This window comes from Ensifer sp. Root31 (genome assembly GCF_001424825.1).
Lineage (GTDB): Bacteria > Pseudomonadota > Alphaproteobacteria > Rhizobiales > Rhizobiaceae > Ensifer > Ensifer canadensis.
This window is the reverse complement of the sequence record NZ_LMCO01000066.1, coordinates 35,974-56,068: the sequence shown is the minus strand read 5'-3', so window position 1 is coordinate 56,068 and position 20,095 is coordinate 35,974. Positions and strand designations below refer to the sequence as shown.

Annotated in this window: 15 protein-coding genes and 1 pseudogene; 3 read left to right on the top strand and 13 right to left on the bottom strand. The window is 61.5% G+C overall.

Annotated elements, in window-relative coordinates; genetic code table 11:
* Window positions 1-15: 15 nt before the first annotated feature.
* Window positions 16-477, bottom strand: coding sequence for a hypothetical protein (locus tag ASD00_RS40830; RefSeq protein WP_162174733.1), 462 nt, complete (start codon window positions 475-477; stop codon window positions 16-18).
* Between ASD00_RS40830 and dnaE the strand changes: the two genes are divergently transcribed.
* Entirely contained in the window at window positions 403-3,900 is a 3,498-nt protein-coding gene (dnaE, locus tag ASD00_RS34560; RefSeq protein WP_057211420.1) for a DNA polymerase III subunit alpha, read from the top strand. The two genes, ASD00_RS40830 and dnaE, sit on opposite strands and share 75 nt — an antisense overlap.
* 100 nt (window positions 3,901-4,000) lie before the next feature.
* Here the strand turns inward: dnaE and ASD00_RS34555 are convergent, their stop codons facing one another.
* The 4 genes from ASD00_RS34555 to ASD00_RS34540 all read right to left on the bottom strand — a co-directional run bounded on the left by ASD00_RS34555 (window position 4,001) and on the right by ASD00_RS34540 (window position 7,788).
* Window positions 4,001-5,233, bottom strand: a complete 1,233-nt coding sequence (locus ASD00_RS34555) for a L,D-transpeptidase family protein (protein WP_057211517.1) — start codon at window positions 5,231-5,233, stop codon at window positions 4,001-4,003.
* A 183-nt stretch (window positions 5,234-5,416) separates the two neighbouring features.
* Window positions 5,417-6,709, bottom strand: a complete 1,293-nt coding sequence (locus ASD00_RS34550; RefSeq protein ID WP_057211418.1) for a DNA polymerase IV — start codon at window positions 6,707-6,709, stop codon at window positions 5,417-5,419.
* Window positions 6,710-6,871: 162 nt separating this feature from the next.
* The gene (locus ASD00_RS34545) at window positions 6,872-7,513 is read right to left on the bottom strand and encodes a hypothetical protein (protein WP_081788849.1); all 642 of its coding nucleotides are present in this window, start codon (window positions 7,511-7,513) and stop codon (window positions 6,872-6,874) included.
* A gap of 2 nt (window positions 7,514-7,515) precedes the next feature.
* Window positions 7,516-7,788, bottom strand: coding sequence for a DUF3572 domain-containing protein (locus ASD00_RS34540; protein ID WP_025426609.1), 273 nt, complete (start codon window positions 7,786-7,788; stop codon window positions 7,516-7,518).
* A 156-nt stretch (window positions 7,789-7,944) separates the two neighbouring features.
* Between ASD00_RS34540 and ASD00_RS34535 the strand changes: the two genes are divergently transcribed.
* Together ASD00_RS34535 and ASD00_RS34530 are read left to right on the top strand one after the other, a co-directional pair.
* The gene (locus tag ASD00_RS34535; protein WP_025426610.1) at window positions 7,945-8,316 is read left to right on the top strand and encodes a response regulator; all 372 of its coding nucleotides are present in this window, start codon (window positions 7,945-7,947) and stop codon (window positions 8,314-8,316) included.
* Window positions 8,317-8,333: 17 nt separating this feature from the next.
* Window positions 8,334-9,701, top strand: coding sequence for a PleD family two-component system response regulator (locus tag ASD00_RS34530; RefSeq protein ID WP_025426611.1), 1,368 nt, complete (start codon window positions 8,334-8,336; stop codon window positions 9,699-9,701).
* A gap of 543 nt (window positions 9,702-10,244) precedes the next feature.
* Here ASD00_RS34530 and rpmG read toward each other — a convergent pair.
* The 8 genes and pseudogenes from rpmG to plsY form a co-directional block, all read right to left on the bottom strand.
* Entirely contained in the window at window positions 10,245-10,412 is a 168-nt protein-coding gene (gene rpmG / locus ASD00_RS34525; protein WP_007626161.1) for a 50S ribosomal protein L33, read from the bottom strand.
* A 93-nt stretch (window positions 10,413-10,505) separates the two neighbouring features.
* Entirely contained in the window at window positions 10,506-11,690 is a 1,185-nt protein-coding gene (locus tag ASD00_RS34520) for an MFS transporter (protein ID WP_025426612.1), read from the bottom strand.
* 13 nt (window positions 11,691-11,703) lie between these two features.
* Window positions 11,704-12,327: an NUDIX domain-containing protein gene (locus ASD00_RS34515; protein WP_038576881.1), complete on the bottom strand. Its 624-nt coding sequence runs from the start codon at window positions 12,325-12,327 to the stop codon at window positions 11,704-11,706.
* Window positions 12,328-12,404: 77 nt separating this feature from the next.
* On the bottom strand, window positions 12,405-12,866 hold the full coding sequence (locus tag ASD00_RS34510; RefSeq protein ID WP_107027590.1) for a DUF983 domain-containing protein: 462 nt from the start codon (window positions 12,864-12,866) through the stop codon (window positions 12,405-12,407).
* Window positions 12,867-13,007: 141 nt separating this feature from the next.
* Window positions 13,008-15,377: a ribonuclease R gene (rnr, locus tag ASD00_RS34505; RefSeq protein ID WP_025426615.1), complete on the bottom strand. Its 2,370-nt coding sequence runs from the start codon at window positions 15,375-15,377 to the stop codon at window positions 13,008-13,010.
* A gap of 2 nt (window positions 15,378-15,379) precedes the next feature.
* Entirely contained in the window at window positions 15,380-18,049 is a 2,670-nt protein-coding gene (gene topA / locus ASD00_RS34500; RefSeq protein WP_025426616.1) for a type I DNA topoisomerase, read from the bottom strand.
* Between the two features lie 266 nt (window positions 18,050-18,315).
* Window positions 18,316-19,466, bottom strand: a pseudogene (dprA, locus tag ASD00_RS34495) (DNA-processing protein DprA).
* Window positions 19,466-20,077, bottom strand: a complete 612-nt coding sequence (gene plsY / locus ASD00_RS34490; protein ID WP_025426617.1) for a glycerol-3-phosphate 1-O-acyltransferase PlsY — start codon at window positions 20,075-20,077, stop codon at window positions 19,466-19,468. The pseudogene dprA and the gene plsY overlap by 1 nt, the downstream one beginning before the upstream one ends.
* Window positions 20,078-20,095: the final 18 nt, after the last annotated feature.

Below are 20,095 nucleotides of genomic sequence, written 5' to 3'. Positions count from 1 at the left end.
TTTCGGTTAATTACCTCAAACGCTCTTTGTTGATGCGGTTAACCATGCGCGGTGGAAAGCGGGCGGTGTGCTCAACAGCGATTGACGAGAGAACAAAAAAAGAACAAAGTGGATACATAACGGAAAAGGAGCCATGTTATGACTGATTTTGTTCGTGACCTCGCCGCCTTCACATCGATGGGCCTGTTTGTCGCCAGCGTTGCCTTCATCGCTCTCGGACTTTGATCCCTGGGCATACTCAAGATGCTGCGCGACCCCGATGCGGGGTCGCTCGATATTATCCCGGCACAGCACCCCCGACACCAGCACCGTTGAAAAGAACGCCGGCCCACGATGCAAAACTGGACATGGCGGGTGATAAACGGGATATCCTGACACCCTGACAGGAATCAGGATGTAGAGATGGCGGATCACGGCAGCGGGGAACGGAACGATCAGACGACTGCGGATCCGCAGTTCGTGCATTTGCGTGTTCACTCGGCTTTTTCGCTGCTCGAAGGCGCACTGCCTTTGAAGAAGGTGATCGGCAAGGCTGTGGCCGATGCTCAGCCGGCGATCGGTATCGCCGACACCAACAATCTTTTCGCAGCCCTTGAATTTTCCCAGAAGGCGGCCGAGGACGGCCTGCAGCCGCTGACCGGCTGTCAGTTGTCGATCGACATGGAAGACGACGGTGACGGCGAACGTCGCAGCCATGCCCAGCAGCTCGCCAAGCTGCCGGCCATCGTCCTGATCGCCGCGACGGACGACGGCTACACACGACTGGTCGATCTGGTAAGCCGCGCCTATCTCGGCGGCGAAGGCAGCCAGGTCACGAGGATCACGCGGTCGTGGCTCGTGGAGGCCGGCACCGACGGGCTGATCGCCCTTTCGGGCGCAGGCGGCGGCCCGATCGACATGGCGGTGAAATCCGGCTCGACGGCCTTGGCCGAGGCACGCCTGGAAGCCCTAAAGGATCTCTTCGGCGATCGGCTCTATATCGAGCTGCAACGGCACGGAAACTTTGACCGCCGACATGAAAGCCGGATGATCGATCTGGCGTACAAGTTCGATGTGCCTCTGGTTGCGACCAACGAGGCGTTCTTTCCCTCGCCATCCGACTATGACGCGCACGACGCGCTGATGGCGGTCGCTCACAACGCCATGGTTTCCGACGACAGTCGGTTCCGGTTGACGCCGGATCATTATCTCAAGAGCCGGAAGGAAATGGCGGCACTTTTTGCCGACCTGCCCGAGGCGCTCGAAAATACCATCGAGATCGCGCGGCGCTGCTCGTTCATGCTGAAGACGCGCGGGCCGATCCTGCCACGCTTCACCGGCGCCTCGGACGATCCGGAGGAGGCCGAGCGTGCCGAGTCCAGCGAGTTGCGCCGGCAGGCGGAAGAGGGGCTCGACGATCGGTTGCGCAAGCTCGGCATGGCGCCCGGCTATACAGAGGAAGAGTACCGCGAGCGGTTGGCGTTCGAACTCAGCGTCATCGAGCGCATGAAGTTCCCCGGCTACTTCCTGATCGTTGCCGACTTCATCAAATGGGCCAAGCAGCAGGACATCCCCGTCGGCCCGGGACGCGGTTCGGGCGCGGGCTCGCTCGTCGCCTATGCGCTGACGATCACCGATGTCGACCCGATGCGGTTCTCACTGCTGTTCGAACGCTTCCTCAATCCGGAACGCGTATCGATGCCCGACTTCGACATCGACTTCTGTCAGGACCGGCGCGAAGAAGTCATTCGCTACGTCCAGGCGAAATACGGCCGCGAGCAGGTGGCCCAGATCATCACCTTCGGTTCGCTTCAGGCGCGCGCGGCGCTGCGCGACGTCGGCCGCGTGCTCGAGATGCCCTATGGCCAGGTCGACAAGATCTGCAAGCTCGTGCCCAACAATCCGGCCAACCCGACGCCGCTGTCAAAGGCGATCGAGGAAGAACCGCGCCTGCAGGAAGAGGCGGAAAAGGAACCCGTCGTCGCCCGTCTTCTCGACATCGCGCAGAAGATCGAGGGTCTCTATCGCCATGCCTCGACCCACGCAGCCGGTATCGTGATCGGCGACCGGCCGCTGTCAAAGCTCGTGCCGATGTATCGCGATCCGCGTTCCGATATGCCGGTGACGCAGTTCAACATGAAATGGGTCGAGCAGGCCGGCCTGGTAAAATTCGACTTCCTCGGCCTGAAAACGCTGACCGTGCTGAAGGTCGCCGTCGACTTCGTCAAGCTGCGCGGCATCGAGGTCGATCTCGCCAGCATTCCGCTCGACGACGAGAAGACCTACGAGATGCTGTCGCGCGGCGAGACGGTCGGCGTGTTCCAGGTGGAAAGTGCCGGCATGCGCAAGGCGCTGATCGGTATGCGGCCAGACTGCATCGAGGACATTATTGCGCTGGTGGCGCTTTATCGTCCGGGCCCGATGGAGAATATCCCGGTCTACAACGCCCGCAAGCACGGCGAAGAAGAGATCGAATCGATCCATCCGAAGATCGACCATCTGCTCAAGGAAACGCAGGGCGTTATCGTCTACCAGGAGCAGGTGATGCAGATCGCCCAGGTCCTGTCGGGCTATTCGCTCGGCGAAGCCGACCTTCTGCGTCGCGCCATGGGCAAGAAGATCAAGGAGGAAATGGACAAGCAGCGCGCCCGTTTCGTCGACGGCGCGGTCAAGAACGAGGTATCGAAGCCGCAGGCCGATCTGATCTTCGATCTTCTCGCCAAGTTCGCCAACTACGGCTTCAACAAGTCGCACGCTGCCGCCTACGCCATCGTCTCCTATCAGACGGCCTATATGAAGGCGCACTATCCGGTCGAGTTCCTGGCGGCGTCGATGACGCTCGATATGGCCAACACGGAGAAGGTCAACGACTTCCGTCAGGATGCCGGGCGCCTCGGCATCCAGGTGATTGCGCCGTCGGTCCAGTCCTCCTTCCGGCATTTCCAGACCGGCGACAAGCGCATCTACTACTCATTGGCCGCCATCAAGGGTGTCGGCGAATCGGCAGTCGAGCATATCGTTGCCGTTCGCGGCGACCGCGAGTTTGCGAGCCTTGAGGATTTCTGCCTGAGGATCGACCCGAAGCTGCTCAACCGGCGTGTGTTCGAAAGCCTGATCGCGGCCGGCGCCTTCGATTGCTTCGGTTACGACCGTGCCGAGCTGGTCGGCGGTCTCGATCGCATCCTCGGCTTTGCCCAGCGCGCGCAGGAAAACAAGACGAGCGGACAGAGCGATATGTTCGGTGCGGGGGCCGCGACCGGACCGGAACGGATCTCGCTTCCCACCTACACGCCGTGGCTCGCCTCAGAAAAGCTGCACCGCGAGTTTCAGGTGCTGGGCTTCTATCTCTCGGCCCATCCGCTCGACACCTACAACCCGCTGCTCGCCAAGATGCGCGTCCAGACCTTCGGCGATTTCGCCGGAGCGGTGAAGAAGGGCGCAACGGCGGGACGTCTCGCCGGCACCGTTACCTCCAGACAGGAGCGCAAGACCCGAACCGGCAACAAGATGGGCATCATCGCTTTCTCGGATTCGTCCGGTCAGTTCGAGGCCGTGCTGTTTTCGGAAATGCTGCACCAGTATCGCGACCTGCTTGAGCCCGGCAAATCGCTGGTGATGACGGTTCAGGCGGAGGAGCGGCCGGAAGGCATCGGCCTTCGCATCCAGACCCTGCGCTCGCTCGAGGAAGAATCGCTGCAGATGCAGAAGGCGCTGCGCGTTTATGTGCGCGATTCAGGACCACTGAAGTCGATCGCCGCCCATTTGAATGCGAGGGGCGAGGGTCTCGTTTCCTTCATCGTCATCAAGGATAACGGCCAGCGCGAGATCGAGGTCGAACTCAACGAGAAGTTCAGGATTTCGCCGGAGATTGCCGCAGCACTTCGCTCGGCTCCGGGTGTGGTCGACGTTGAACTCGTCTGACCGCGCTGCATGATTGCTTGAGCCGGCGGCGTATAAAGATACGGAACGTCAGGCGCGGCTGCAGCGCAGCTTTTGAGTATCGGATCGACTGCGCAGGGCATCAGCCCCGCGGGGATGCGCGGGTGATTGTGATGAAATCGGTCCCGTCGCCGGTTTCGAGCCCGCTCTCCATGTCCGAAATCGACAGCGACGAACCGTCTGCAAGCAGGCCGCCGATCCGTTCGCGGACGTCGTCGGAGACCGTCAGGCGCCCGAGCGTGCGCTGGACGGCATTGAAGGCTGATGCGTCGGCGTCGGCGGCGATCCCGAGGCGCTTCTTCACCGATGACGGCAGATGGTTTTCGAGCGGTACGCCGTACCACTTGCCTTCGCTCTTTCCCTCGTCAATCTCTTGAAATTGCAGGAAATGCGTGCCGAGCGCCTGCTCCGGCTTGTCGATCGTGACGCCTGCCTCGAAAATCGGCTTGAAACCCTGGCGGACAAGGATCACCCCGTTGGGGGGAACGTCGCGGCCCGCTTTCCTGAAGATCGCCTCAGTCAGCTCCGGCGTCAGCTTGCCATCGACGGTCGATCCCTCGGCAGTCTGGAACGCGTTGATGGCGGCGGTCGTGTCCGGGCCGATGTGGCCGTCCGGCACGCCGGCGACATAGCCGAGTTGGTTCAGCGCCGACTGGACTGCACGCTTGATATCGCGCTCGCCGCGTCGGGTGATCAGCATGCGGATCGGCTCGCGGTCTTCTGCTTTGATGACTGAGTTGGCGGTCGATGCCTCGGTCATCGCCACTTCGACCGGCATGGTCTCGGTCTGGCTGATCGCCGGGCGGAGGGGCACATCCGACAGCGGTGCGGGGTTCTCGCCGGGCGCCGGGTTGCGCTGGAAGAGCACGGCGCTCGACACTTCGGTGGGGCTGACCTGCCGATCGGTTATCAGGACATGCACGCCGCGCGACGTCATCTTGAAGAGGCTGGCGGCAAACTTGCTCGGCAGGCGCACGCAACCGTGCGAAGCCGGATAGGCCGGCACGTGATTGGAGCCATGCAGCGCAATGCCTGACCAGGTCAGTCGCTGCATGAAGGGCATCGGCGCATTCGAATAGATGTTGGATTTGTGGTGACGGCGTTTTTCAAGGATCGAGAAGATGCCCGTCGGTGTGGAATGGCCGGCCTTGCCGGTAGAGACTGCCGACGTTGCGATCACCGCGTCGCCGTCATAGACGACGAGGGATTGCTGGTTCTTCGAAACGATGATCTGCAGCGGTGCGTTGCTGCCGGCAAAGCCGACCGCAGGCGAAAACAAGAAGACGACGACGCTGGCCGTGAGAGCGAAACGCAATACCATACACTCATCCCAACACGTAAACTGGCCGACAAGCTTACGCTGAAATCTTTAAAGAATTTGTCCCGATCGACCTACAGCGCCGCGCGTCTTATTAGACGCGCAAAGGTCGCTGTAGCACTTTGAATTGCTGCATGTTTTTATCCTTGCAGGATACGTCAAGCCGCCGCCGATAACGCACTAGTGATCGCGCTTGCGGCTGCCAAAGGTGTAGCCGGTTTCGACGCTGGCCTTGCCGAACTTGTCGCGCAGCTTGTTGATGGCGTCCTCGGCGGCGGCACGACGGGTTGCGGCTGGATCGACCAGATCGGGGGGATCTGCGAGATCGGGGCTGGAAAGATCGCTGACTCCGATGCCGATCAGCCGGTACTTCGTGCCGTCAACTTCCTTCTCCAGAAGCTGCAGCCCGGTGCGGAAGATACGGTCTGCGAGCCGCGTCGGACTGTCGAGGCGGCGGTTGCGAGTCCTGGTCTTGAAGTCGGCAGTCTTCAGCTTCAAAACGACGGTCTGGCCGGCGAGTTCGGATTTACGCAGGCGGTGGGCGACCTGTTCGCTCAGCCGACGCAGATGCGTGACGAGATCGTCGTAGCGGGCGAGATCGTCGTTGAATGTCGTCTCTGACGATACGCTTTTCGCCTCGCCGTCGATCTCGACCGTTCTTTCGTCGAGGCCGCGCGACAGGCGGTAGAGCCTCTGGCCCATGGTGCCGTAGCGGCGCATGAGGTCGGCTTCCTCCATCGTCTGAAGCTGACCGATCGTGCGAATGCCATCGCGCTCCAGCGTGGCGGCGAACGCCTTGCCGACGCCCCAGATCAAGGTCACCGGCCTTTCTCTCAGGAATTCGAGCGCCTCGGCCTGGCCGATTACCGAGAAGCCGCGAGGCTTCTGCAGATCGGAGGCAACCTTGGCGAGGAACTTGCAGTAGGAAAGGCCGACGGAGACGGTAATGCCGATCTCCTGTTCGACACGGCGGGCAAAGCGGGCGAGGGTGCGCGCGGGGGGATCGTGGTGCAGCCGTTGGGTGCCGCTGAGCTCCAGGAAGGCCTCATCGATGGAGAGCGGCTGCACCAGCGGTGTCAGCTCCTGCATCAACGTGCGGACCTCGCGGCCGACGCGAACGTATTTTTCCATCTCGGGCTTGATCACGACCGCCTGCGGGCAGGCCTCAAGCGCCTTAAACATCGGCATTGCCGAGCGCACGCCGTGAATGCGGGCGATGTAACAAGCCGTCGAGACGACGCCGCGCTTGCCGCCGCCGATAATCACTGGCTTGTCGGCAAGCTCCGGATTGTCCCGCTTCTCGACGGAGGCGTAAAACGCATCACAGTCGATATGGGCTAGAGTCAGGTCGTAGAGCTCGGCATGACGCAACAGACGGGGGCTGCCGCAGGCAAGGCAGCGTCGCGCCGTCGCGGTCTGTTCCCTGAGGCAGTCACGGCAGAAGCCTGGAGTTTGAGAACCACTGTCGAGCATATCTGGAACAAATGTTGAACATTGGGACTTTACGCTCTACGCTAACGAGTCTCAAGGGAGGCCGCGTTGGAAATTGCCTTGCATGTCAGGTTGCCGACGCCAAGCCGCTGGTCGGATTTTGCGCGTCGTCTTGCAGGTCTCGATCTGCTGGTCCGGGTGCCGCTATCGCTGGAAATGCGCGCGAATGGCATTCGCAGCGTCGACCCAGTCGCTAGCAATGTGAACGCAGTCCGCCGGTTGAGGCGCGAGCGCCCGAAACTCGGCGTTCGCCATCAGATTGATCAGCAGGCAGGATGGCGCGTGCTCCTGCACCGATTGCAGGTTGCGCGCGATATCGTCGATGAAAACAACGGGAAGCGCCCGTCCGGCATGCAGGCGCTGAACGATCGGCCCTTTGGGTTCCTCGGATGCGAGCAGTGGATAGGGAAGATCGAGCCGGTCGAGCAGAGCACGACGCGCGGCCGCATGGCGCGGTGGCATGGCCGTCAGGAAGACGATGTCAGCCTGCTTGGACAATTCACGGAGAGTCTCGACAACGCCGGCAGTCGGCGTCTGCCAGCGATCCTGCGTGGCGTAGAAGGCATCGAGCATGTCCTTGACGTCAGCCTCGCTCGCTGCCCGCTCCGTTGCGCGATGGATGATGTTGCCGGTCAGCCGGAAGGAGCGCGGCAAGAGGACGTGGTCGCGGCTTTCGAGAAAGGACCGGAATGGATCCAGGAATTCGAGCACGACTTCATCGATGTCGCTGATAACAAGCGGGCGGTTGCTAAGGCGGATTTCATCTTCGAAGACGGTGTTGCTCAAGCTCAGCTGTCCTGCAGATCGGCGGCGCCGGAAAGCTTCTCATGCGCACGCACGACATCCTGCGGGGCTGTCCCTGTTGCATCGCAGAAAGCGATCAACGTTGGTTCGTGGTCCATAAGAAAGGCGATGAGCCCACCCATGCAGCCCGGCTCGCCGATCGCGTTGCGCAGGGAGGACGGGTCCGTGCCGGTCAGCGCCAGAAATCGGGACAGCAGGTCCGGCTCGCCGGCAAGCCAGGAGAGAATGTCGATGGCGATTTCGTCGGCGCTCTTCAATGTCTTGGCCTCCTACTGTTTTTACGCCCGGAATTACCTATTTTTCAACCAAATAGGTTTATCGGTGAACTTGAGGAAATGGGTCGAGTCGTTGGTTCTGCAACTTAGATGTCTTGAGAAGACTTGCAAGAAGACGACGGACAGCAAGGGATCGACATGCCCAAACAGGTAATGATTGTTGAGGATAACGAGCTGAACATGAAGCTCTTCCGAGACCTGATTGAGGCTTCCGGCTACGCGACGATCCAGACGCGCAACGGTATGGAGGCGCTCGAGCTGGCGCGGAAGTATCGCCCCGATCTGATTTTGATGGACATTCAGCTGCCGGAGGTCTCCGGGCTCGAAGTCACGAAGTGGTTGAAGGAAGACGATGAGTTGCACGTCATCCCGGTGATCGCCGTGACTGCCTTCGCCATGAAGGGCGACGAGGAACGTATCCGTCAGGGCGGATGCGAAGCCTATGTTTCAAAACCGATTTCTGTGCCAAAGTTTATTGAGACGATCAAGACCTACCTTGGCGATGCCTAACTGGCGGGAAAATTGATATGACTGCGCGCATTCTTGTTGTCGATGACGTGCCTGCCAACGTTAAGCTTCTCGAAGCGCGTCTGCTCGCTGAGTATTTCGATGTGCTGACGGCGGGTGATGGCCATACGGCGCTGACGCTCTGCGAGACGACACCGGTCGACCTGGTGCTTCTCGACATCATGATGCCCGGCATCGACGGCTTCGAGGTCTGCGAACGTCTGAAGGCCAATGCACGCACAGCACATATTCCCGTCGTCATGGTGACGGCACTCGACCAGCCGTCCGATCGGGTTCGCGGGTTAAAGGCCGGCGCCGACGATTTCTTGACGAAGCCGGTCAACGATCTTCAGTTGATGTCGCGGGTGAAGAGCCTCGTCCGCCTGAAGAACGTCAGCGACGAATTGCGGCTGCGGGCCCAGACGGCGCAGACTATCGGCCTGCAGGAACTGGCCCGTCAGGACCGTCCGGACGAGCCGGGCAATATCCTCCTGGTCGACGGCCGCGGCTCCTCTCAGGAGCGGCTGCAGCGCACGCTCAAGCCGATTGCCGATGTCTCTGTTATCTCCGACCCGCAGGCGGCGCTGTTCGAGGCGGCCGAGAACAATTTCGACCTCGTCATCGTCAACGCCAACTTCGACGATTACGATCCCTTGCGATTGTGCTCGCAGTTGCGATCGCTGGAGCGCACACGTTTCATTCCGATCCTGCTGATCACGGAGCAGGGCAATGACGAGATGATCGTGCGTGCGCTCGATCTCGGTATTACCGACTACATCATCCGGCCGGTTGATCCCAATGAGCTTGTTGCCCGCTCGTTGACCCAGATCAGGCGCAAGCATTGCAACGACATGCTGAGAAAGAGCGTGCAGCAGACGATCGAGCTGGCGGTCACCGATGGCCTGACAGGGCTGCACAACCGCCGCTATCTCGACAATCATCTGAAGCTGCTGCTCGATCGTGCGGGAGCACGCGGTCGCCCGTTGTCGATCTGCATGACCGACATCGATCGGTTCAAGCAGGTCAACGACACCTATGGTCACGATGTTGGTGATGAGGTGTTGCGCGAATTTGCCAACCGCATCCGCTCCACCGTCCGCGGCGCCGATCTGGCCTGCCGCTTTGGCGGCGAAGAGTTCGTCGTGGTCATGCCCGACACACCGCCGGAGATGGCGGCCGCCGTTGCCGAGCGGTTGCGGCATATCATCGAGAGTCAGCCATTCTCGATACCGCATGCGGACGGCGCGCTGGTCATCACCGCGTCCATGGGCATTGCCGGCCTGAAACTGGAAGGCGACACGACAGAAGCTTTGCTGAAGCGCGCAGATATGGCGCTCTACCAGGCGAAGAACGAGGGTCGCAACAGAGTGGTGGCGGCTGCAGCCTGACGGAAAGAACCGAGCCTGTCACCACCTGCTGGTGGCTTGATGAAATTCCGGATCCCTCTTGCGATATGCCTTTAAAGTTGTATTCTCCGCCGCAACGATGCTACCGAGGGGTTTGGTAGCGGCGGCGCGCAAGCATTTACATGTGCCGATGTGATACGGAATTAACCATGCGCCGAGCGACACCGCTTCGCGCATTAAGAATTCATTGATTTTTTTCTATTTTCAGGTGATGCTGATAAATGCGGGGGCATAGCTTCCATCAGCTTCGGTTACCCCATGATGCTCAGGTCCGCCGCATCTCCTGGGTCGTGGGGTCGGTCGGTTGGCTTTTGACACCTGCGGAATCCTCGTGCCGCGGTCAGTAGCCAGCCGACCCCCATTCAAAGCGCTGTTCCGGAAGGGACAGCGCTTTTTGATTCTTGCCTGTGCGCACACGCAGGCGGGACGGCCTCCGAACAGTCGGCGGCCGCTTCTTGGCGCACCAACGGAAAGGGGCGCCAAACCTTGCGGTTGGCGCCCCTTGATCCCACGAAACGTCAGATCTTACTTGATCTTGGTTTCCTTGAACTCGACGTGCTTTCTGGCGACCGGATCATACTTGGTCTTGGTCATCTTGTCCGTCATCGTACGGCTGTTCTTGGTCGTGACGTAGAAGAAACCCGTGTCGGCTGTCGACAGCAACTTGATCTTGATGGTGGTGGCTTTTGCCATGGTCGTCCTGCCTTTATGAAATTGAAAGCCGTGGACAACCGGTTGCGGGCCACGGGCAAGGTTGGCGCGAAACTACAAATCGCGGCCGAAAAGTCAAGACCGTTTTGGATTCAAAACGATCCTTACAACCGAAAGCGCGACGTAAAGGCCGAAAAACCCGGCAATCGCCCAGGCAAAACCGTTGTTGCCAGCCACATCCATCGATGCGCCGATCACCTGCGGCCCGGCCACCGTGCCGACCGCATAGGAGAAAACGAACGCCGCATTGGCCGCGGCAAGGTCGGAGCCCTGCAGGCGCGAGCCGAGATGGCTGAGGCCGACCGTGTAGAGACCAGAGACGCAGCCCCCCCAGAACAACAGAATGATCGCCATCAGGAACCAGCTTTCCACCAGCATCGGCAGACAGAGGGCGCCAATGAGGCCGATAACGGTCATGGCCGTCAGCAATGTGCGCTTATCCTTGATCTGGTCTGACAGCATGCCGAGCGGAATCTGGAAGATGAAATTGCCGATGCCCATCACGGTCAGCAGCAGCGCCGCCTGTGATTCGGTGAACCCCGATCGTGTCCCGTAGACCGTAAAGAGCGACAACCCGCCCGATTCGACCGCGCCGAAGATGAAGACGGCGGCGGTCGCGGTCGGCACCAGGAAGATGTAGCGCATGAAATGGCGGTCGGGCTTTTCGTCGATGACAGGGCTCTCGTCCCGCGCGAGGAAGATTGGCACGGCCGCGAGCAGAATGACACCGGCGCCGACCACGAAGGGCAAGACACCCTCGCTGCCGAGGATCGAGAAGAGCAGCGGCCCGCTCAGGAAGCCGAGGGATAGAACCGTGCCGTAGATGCCGAGGACGAAGCCCCGTTTCGCTGGCGGGGCGGTGGCGTTGATCCAGAATTCGGAGAGGATGAAGAGTACGGTAATGGCGCCATGGAAGACGACCCGCAGCGGAAACCAGAGCCAGAAGTTGGTAATGTAGTAAAAGCCGAAGGCGCTGATTGCGGCGAGCAGGACGGCCCAGAGCATCGTCGGCGCAACACCGTGGCGATGGGCGAATTTGGTCGTGAAGGAAGCCGCGACCATGGAGGCCACGCCGGCCATCGCCGAATTGAGACCAATCAGCGTCGACGAGATGCCGCGGTTCTCCATGATGCTCGAAAGCAGCGGTAGGCCGAGGCCGATGGCGATGCCGACGGCGCTGATGGCGGAGACCGCCGCGATCAGCGACGGCCAGTGAATTTCCTCAACCGGTGCTGGGCACCCGGGCGTCGGCTGTGACATGCGACGGTGGTCCTTAGAGAAGCGTGCGGATGAGCCGCCCACGGCGCGCGAAATAGAAGGGCACGGAGCGCTCATAGGGTAGCGTCGGGTCCGTGTTAAGGCCGCTTCTCAAATCCGAAAGGATGATTGCGGTTATCTCCGGTATCCGGAGCGAGGGGAGGTCGTTGACATCGATCCACTGCAAATCCTGGAGCTCCCGGCTTTCCAGAACCCGTGATGTATCGACTTCGGCTTCGTCCGCGAAGATCGCGAAGAAGCGTGTATCGAACCGCCTCGAGTGTCCCGGAGGAGTAATGGCCCGAGCCATATAGCGCAAGTTTGCGAGATCTGGAAGAAAGGGCAGTGGCGCTTCCGCCTTTGCATGCGGCGTGCCCAAGGGAACACCGGCTTCCTCGTAGAGTTCTCGGAGCGCCGCCAGCGCCAGTGCTCTTGCACGAGAGTCGCTTACGGGTGCCCCCCGGACGCTTTTCAGCGCCTGCAGGACGGCGGGGTTGAGATCACTGGAGAACGCGAGGCGATGGTCGGTCGGGTCTCGGCGCCCGCCGGGAAAGACATAGAGATCGGGCATGAAGACATGCGCACTGCTGCGCCGGCCCATCAGCACGCGTACGCCGTCGCCGGAGCGGTCGAGCAGCATGATCGACGCTGCGTCACGCGGCCTTGCGCGCCGCTCAGGCGTGTCGGGGGCCAAGGTGACGCTTTCGCGTCCTGACGTCATGCGGAGGGATCTCGCACAGGCAGGACGTCCTCGGGCGTGTCCTCCTGTCCACCGAAGCCGTGCATCCTCAGCGCCCATTGCAGGCCGATGACAGCGCCCTTGATCGGCTGCAGCAGCGCAAGCGAACTGATCAGCGTAATCGGCGTCCAGATGGCAAGGTGCTGCCACGTCGTCAGCGGCAGGATCAAGTCGGTCATCATGTAGCCGCCAAGCACCAGATGGCCGACGATGGTGACGACGATATAGGGTGGAAAGTCGTCGGCGCGCTGGTGGTCCATACGCTCGCCGCAGGCCGCGCAGGCATCGACGGCTTTGACATAGCTGCGGAAGAGCTTGCCGCTGCCACAGGCCGGGCACGTGCCGAAAAAGCCGCGACGCATGGATCGACCGACGGGACGTTCATCGGCTGCATGACCACCGAGGTGAAGCGTTTCCTTGTCCGTTGCCATCATCTGCATTCTCTCCTTGTCGAAGCCGCCGGCCACATGTCGTGGCCTAAAGCGCATCGCGATCTTTCAGATCCGCTTGCTGCGCTTTAAGCTCTTGTTTTTGCGCATGCCGTCATCGCAAAAGCGATGAACACTTTTGCGCGACATGCTCTAGCGCTTTCCGCGCGGCGGTCGTGTACCCGGCGTCTTGCGCGGGCTCGAGCGATCACGACGCCCCGATTTGTGGAAGGAGCGCGTGGCGGTCGGCATTTTCCGTCCTTCGCTGATCATCTCGAAGCGAAGCGCGCCGGCAAGCGGTACGGCTTCGACCAATTTGACCTGCACCTGATCGCCGAGACGAAAGCCGAGACCGGTCTTTTCGCCGGAAAGGGCCTGATGCGCTTCATCATAGATGAAGTAGTCTCGTCCGAGCGTAGATATAGGTACGAACCCGTTGGCGCCATAGGCCGGCAGGGTGACAAAAAGTCCCGCCTTGGTGACGCCGGCAACACGGCCTTCGAATTCCTCGCCGATGCGGCCGTTCAGATGATGGGCGATCAGCCGGTCGACAGTATCGCGCTCGGCGGCCATGGCCCGGCGCTCGAAGGTCGAGATCTCAGCGGCGATATCGTCGAGCACCGCCTCTTCCTGCGGCGTGAGACCGCCTTCGCCAAGACCGAGCGAGGCGACCAGCGCTCGGTGCACGATCAGATCGGCGTAGCGCCGGATCGGCGAAGTGAAATGCGCATATTTCAACAGGTTGAGGCCGAAATGGCCGATGTTCTCAGGGCTGTAGATCGCCTGGCTCTGGGAGCGCAGCACCATCTCGTTGACCATGGTTTCGAACGGCTTGCCTTCGGCCTTGGACAGGATGCCGTTGAAGTGGTTCGAGCGCATGTTGCCGCCCTTGACCAGCGCGATGTCGAGCGTGGCCAGGAACTCGCGCAGGCTCTCCTGCTTGGCCAGCGACGGCTGGTCGTGCACCCGGTAGATCAGCACCTGGCGCTTCTGCTCGAGCGTCTCGGCGGCGGCGACGTTCGCCTGGATCATCATTTCTTCGATCAGCTTGTGCGCGTCGAGGCGGTCCGGCACGAAGACGCGATCGACGGTGCCGTCGGGCTTCAAGATGATCTTGCGCTCGGGCATGTTCAACTCGAGCGGCTGGCGGCGGTCACGACCGCGCGTGAGCGTGCGATAGGCCTCCCACAGCGGCTTCAGGATCGTGTCGAGGATCGGGCCGGTCTTGTCGTCGGGATTGCCGTCAATGGCGGCCTGGGCCTGCTGGTAGGAAAGCTTGGCCGCGCTCTTCATCATGATGCGATGGAAGGTGTGGCCCGCCTTGCGGCCCTCCTTGGAAAAGCGCATGCGCACGGCGAGCGCCGGCCGGTCGACGCCTTCCTTGAGCGAGCAGAGGTCGTTGGAGATCCGCTCCGGCAGCATCGGAACGACTCGGTCCGGGAAATAGACCGAGTTGCCGCGCTTCAACGCTTCGAGGTCAAGTGCCGATTTCGGCCGGACGTACCAGGAGACGTCGGCAATCGCGACGGTGACGATGACGCCGCCCGGATTGTCCTCCGACGGGTCCGGCTCCGCGTGAACAGCATCGTCGTGGTCCTTCGCATCGGCCGGGTCGATGGTGATCAGCGGCAGCGAGCGCCAGTCTTCCCGATGCGCCATGGTGGCCGGGCCGGCGTCTTCCGCTTCGTTCAGAGCGCGTTCCGGAAAGACGTGCGGGATGCCGTGGGCATAGATGGCGATCATCGAGATCGCCTTTTCCGAAGCGACCGAACCGACGACGTTTTGAACCTGAGCGCGCGGCAGGCCGTAGCGGCCAAGGCGCGTCAGTTGGACTTCGATGAGATCGCCGTCCTTGGCGTCGCCGACGAAGTCCGGATCAACAAGGATTTCCTCGCCGCGCTTTTCGATCGGCATCAGGCGCCCGCCGCCACCCGGCGTGGCGCGGAAGACGCCGAGGACGGCGTCCCGGCGCTTATCGAGCACCTTGATGATGCGTGCGGTATAGGCTGGGCCGCCACGGTCCTTGGCCGGGAAGATCTTTGCAAGCACGCGGTCGCCGAGGCCGCCGACCGGCGTCTTACCCTTGTCCTTGCCGACAGTCGACTGCTTGATCAGCACTGCCGGTGCGACGCCATCGTCATCCAGCCATTCGGCCGGGCGGCCGATCAGTTCGCCGTCAACGTCGCGCATGGTGATATCGAGCACGGTAACCGGGGGAAGGGCGCCCGGACGCACGAGCGACTTGCGCTTCTTCTCGACCAGCCCGTCTGCTTCCAACGAACGCAGCAGCGCCTTGAGTTCGACGCGCGTGTCGCCCTTGAGACCGAATGCTTTGGCAATTTCTCGCTTGGAGGCGCGTTCCGGATTCTCGGCGATGAAGCGCATCAGCACATCGCGCGGGGGAACCGCACCGTGGATGATCGAGGTTTTCTCCGACGCCGGCGCGGCCTTTGCCGCGCGGCCCTCTTTCCTGCCGGAGCCTTTTCCGGATCTTTCGGTCGGGTCGCGCGGTATTCTGGTCAAGGTCAGTCCTTCTTGGCCTTCGCGGCCGTCTTTGGTTTTGCCTTGGCAGGCGCCTTGGCCTTGGTCGTCTTCTTGGTGGCGCCGTCTGTCGCAGCCTTGGAAGACTTCGTCGTCTTTGCCTTCGTCGCCTTGCCCTTGCCGGTGCCGCTCTTGGCTGCACGCTCGGCAATGAGGGCGAGCGCCTCTTCGACCGTTACCGATTGCGGATCCTTGCCTTGCGGCAAGGTCGCGTTGATCTTGCCCCAGTTGACATAGGGCCCGTAGCGGCCGTCGCGGACGGTGATTGCGCCGCCTTCCGTATGGTCGCCCAGTTCCTTCAGCGCGACCGCGGCGCCACGGCCACGACCGGCACCGGCCTTGGATTGCTTGTCGGCAATCACGGAAACGGCGCGGTTCAGACCGATCGAGAAGACGTCTTCGATCGATTCGAGGTTCGCATAGGTGCCGTCATGCAGCACGAAGGGTCCGTAGCGGCCAAGACCCGACGAGATCATCTTGCCGGTTTCGGGGTGCGCGCCGATATCGCGCGGCAGCGAGAGCAGGGCGACGGCCTTCTCATGGTCGATGGAGGATGGCGTCCAGCCCTTGGGCAGGCTCGAACGCTTGGCTTCCTTGCCGTCGCCGCGCTGGACATAGGGACCGAAACGGCCGCTGCGCAGCGTGATTTCCTCGCCGGTGTGCGGATCCTTGCCGAGCGCCTGCGGCTCGTTCGAGACCGAAGCCTCGGCATCGCTGTTGCCGTCGGACGAAAGCTGGCGGGTGAAGTTGCACTCGGGGTAGTTCGAGCAGCCGACGAAGGCGCCGTACTTGCCGAGTTTCAGCGACAGCTTGCCGGTGCCGCAAACCTGGCAGATGCGCGGATCGCTGCCGTCTTCGCGCTTGGGGAACACCAGCGGTGCCAGTTCCTCGTTCAGCGCGTCGAGCACGTTGGTTACGCGCAGTTCCTTGGTTTCCTCGATCTGCGCGAAGAAATCCTTCCAGAAGTCGCGAAGAACGTCCTTCCAGTTGACCTCGCCAGCCGAGACCTGGTCGAGCTTTTCTTCGAGCGACGCCGTGAAGTCGTACCCGACGTAGCGCGTGAAGAAGCTTTCGAGAAACGCCGTGACGAGCCGTCCCTTGGCCTGGGGCACGAGCTTGCGCTTGTCGTTGGTGATGTAGTCGCGGTCGAGCAGCGTCGTTACCGTCGCGGCATAGGTCGATGGACGGCCGATGCCGAGCTCTTCCATCTTCTTGATCAGCGTTGCTTCCGAGTAGCGCGGCGGCGGCTCGGTGAAATGCTGCGAAGCATTGATCTTCTGCTTTGCCAGGCTTTCGCGCGCGTTGATCTCCGGCAGGCGACCATCTTCGTCGCCGTCATCGGTCTGCTCGCCGTCTTCCTTGGCGTCCGTATAGGCGGCGATGAAGCCGTCGAAACGAATGACCGAACCGGTGGCGCGCAGGCCAGCCTTGTTGCCACCGTTATCGGCGGTAATCTCGGCGGTCGTACGTTCGATCTCGGCAGACGCCATCTGGCTGGCGATGCCGCGCTTCCAGACAAGATCGTAAAGCTTCAGCATATCGCCGTCGAGGAAGCGGCGGACCTGGTCGGGCGTCCGGTTGAAGTCGGTCGGGCGAATGGCCTCGTGCGCTTCCTGGGCGTTTTTCGCCTTGGTAGAGTAGAGGCGTGGCTTTTCCGGCAGGTAGCGGTTGCCGAACTGGCTGCCGATCGCCTCACGTGCGGCCTCGATCGATTCGGGCGCCATCTGCACACCGTCGGTACGCATGTAGGTGATCAGACCGACGGTTTCGCCGCCGATATCAACACCTTCATAGAGCTTCTGCGCAACCTGCATGGTGCGGGAGGCGGAGAAGCCGAGCTTCGATGACGCAGCCTGCTGTAGCGTCGAAGTGGTGAATGGCGGCGAGGGGTTCCGCTTGACCGGCTTTGCCTCGATGCTGTCGACGACATAGGTTGCGCCATCGAGCAGGGTCTTTAGCCGGTTGGCTTCCTCGCCGTTGCCGACCGCACGTGGAGCCAGTCGCTTTCCGTCCGCCGAAACGAGCCGTGCCTCGAACTCGTCACCGCGCGGCGTCTTCAAGAGCGCCGACAGGTTCCAGTATTCTTCGGAGATGAACCGTTCGATTTCCGCTTCGCGATCGCAGACCAGCCGCAGCGTGACGGACTGAACGCGGCCGGCAGAGCGGGCGCCGGGGAGCTTACGCCAAAGTACCGGCGACAGGTTGAAGCCGACGAGATAGTCGAGTGCACGGCGCGCCAGATACGCATCAACAAGCGGAATATCGAGGTCACGCGGATGGGCGATCGCGTCAAGCACGGCCTTCTTGGTGATGGCGTTGAAGGCCACACGCTTGACCGGCTTGTCACCCAACACCTTTTTCTTCCTGAGAAGATCGAGCACATGCCAGGAGATCGCTTCGCCTTCGCGATCCGGGTCGGTCGCGAGGATGAGGCCGTCCGCTGCCTTCACGGCATCGGCAATATCCTTCATGCGTTTGGCCGACGCGGCGTCGACCTCCCAGGACATCTCAAAATCTTCGTCAGGACGAACCGAGCCGTCCTTGGCAGGCAGATCCCGCACATGGCCGAACGAGGCAAGAACCTTGTAGCCTGGGCCGAGGTACTTGTTGATCGTCTTTGCCTTCGAAGGCGATTCCACCACTACAACATTCATCGTCATTTTTCTGAGACAACCGGGTTTGGTCCTGCGTCAGCGCGGTTTGCACTGAGCATCGCCGAATATCGATGCCCCGAAATGGACAGGGATTCGAGCGGGGTCAAGGGGTTTCATTCAAAATAGCGACAGGGCTGCGTTATGCAGCCATTGCGAGAATAGATAATTATATCTCTTTCCGATTGAGTCGCTCGTGTTTTCTTCGTATCTGCGAATGTGCTTTTGTGTTGCCGGTTGCCGACTGGATCGTGCGCAAACAAGAAGTTTTATTGCTCCGCATTGAGCGACACCAGTCCGCCAGCATGGCGGCTGAGGCGTCCGGCAAGGTCAAGCTCGAGCAGCACGAGGTAGACTTCCGCTGCAGGCTGTCCAGTGTGGCGGATGACATCGTCGATTTCGGCCGGTGTCGGGCCGAGCGCGTCGATGATCGTTGCCCGGTCGCCGTCAGCGAGCGGCACCGGCTGTCTCGACGGGGCTGCATGGCCGGGCTCTTCGGCCCCTGCCGCCAAGGGCAGCCTGTATTGGCTGAGAGGCGCAAGGGCGTCGAGAACATCGTCCGACGTCGTCGTGACGATCGCGCCCTGTTTGAGCAGACCATTGGTTCCGTGGCAGCGTGGGTCGAGCGGCGAGCCGGGAACGGCAAATACCAGTCGGCCGAAATCGGCGGCGTAGCGGGCCGTGATCAGTGAGCCCGAGCGGTTGGCTGCCTCGACGATCGCCACGCCGAGACTGATGCCGGCGATCAGACGGTTGCGCCTCGGGAAATCGCGAGCCCGCGGCTCCCAGCCGAACGGCATTTCGCTCACGGCCAGGCCCTGGCCTGACATGATATCGTTGAGCAGCCCGACATTTTCCGGTGGATAGGGTCGGTCGATACCGCCCGCAAGCACCGCGATCGTTCCGCTTTCCAGGCTTGCTCGATGGGCGGCGGTGTCGATGCCGCGCGCCAGCCCTGACGTGATCACATAACCGGCACGACCGGCATCGCGCGCGATCATCGCTGCGAACTTGGCACGCTGACCGAGGCGTTGCGCGAGCCGACGATGCCGAGAGACGATCGTGCCGCGGCGTCGAGGTTGCCTTTGACCGCCAGAAGCGGTGGAGCGCCATCGATCTGGCGAAGGGCGAAAGGATAATTTGGTTCGCCGATACCGACGAAGGTCGCGCCGAAGCGGTGCGCTATTTCGAGCTCCCGTTCCGCTTCGGCGATAGTGGCGACGCGGAACGTCCGCGCCCCGGCGCCGCGCCGCGATAGTTCGGGCAAGGCGTCAAGTGCGGCGTCAGCCGTGCCGAAGTGATTGATGAGATCGCGGAACGATACGGGGCCGACATTATCGCTGCGGATCAGCCGCAGCCAGGAAATCTTCTGTCGTTCGGTCAGTGCAACTCCGGTTCGCTTTGCACTGACGTTCAACATTATCCCTTGTCTCCGATCCTGCTTTCGGTGCCCGCGATGAGCCGCTGGATATTGGCGCGATGTTTCACCCATGTAATCAGGGTCATGACCGCAAACAGCAGGGCGACTTTCTCGTGTCCTGTCAGGTAGAGTACAACCGGAATGACTGCAGTTGCAACCAGCGCCGATAGCGAAGAGTAACGGCTAATTTTCGCCATCGCCAGCCAGATCGCCGCAAAGACGAGAACCATCCAGGGCACGAGGCCCAGCAGCACGCCGATATAGGTAGCGACGCCCTTGCCGCCCTTGAAGCCGAGCCAGACCGGGTAGAGATGGCCGAGGAAGGCGGCAAGACCTGCGGCGATACCGGCTTCGACACCCCAAAGCGATGCGATAGCGGCTGCCGCCGTGCCTTTCAGGGCGTCAAGCAGCAGGGTTGCCGCGGCAAGCTTCTTGTTGCCGGTTCGCAGGACATTGGTGGCGCCGATATTGCCCGAGCCGATCTTGCGAACGTCACCGAGGCCGGCCATGCGGGTCAGGATCAGCCCGAAGGGGATCGAGCCGAGCAGATAGCCGAAGGCAAGGCTCAAGGCTGTCGAAGGCAGTCCAAGCTGCCAGGAAAAAAGATCCACCGATTCCTCCCGCGCGAC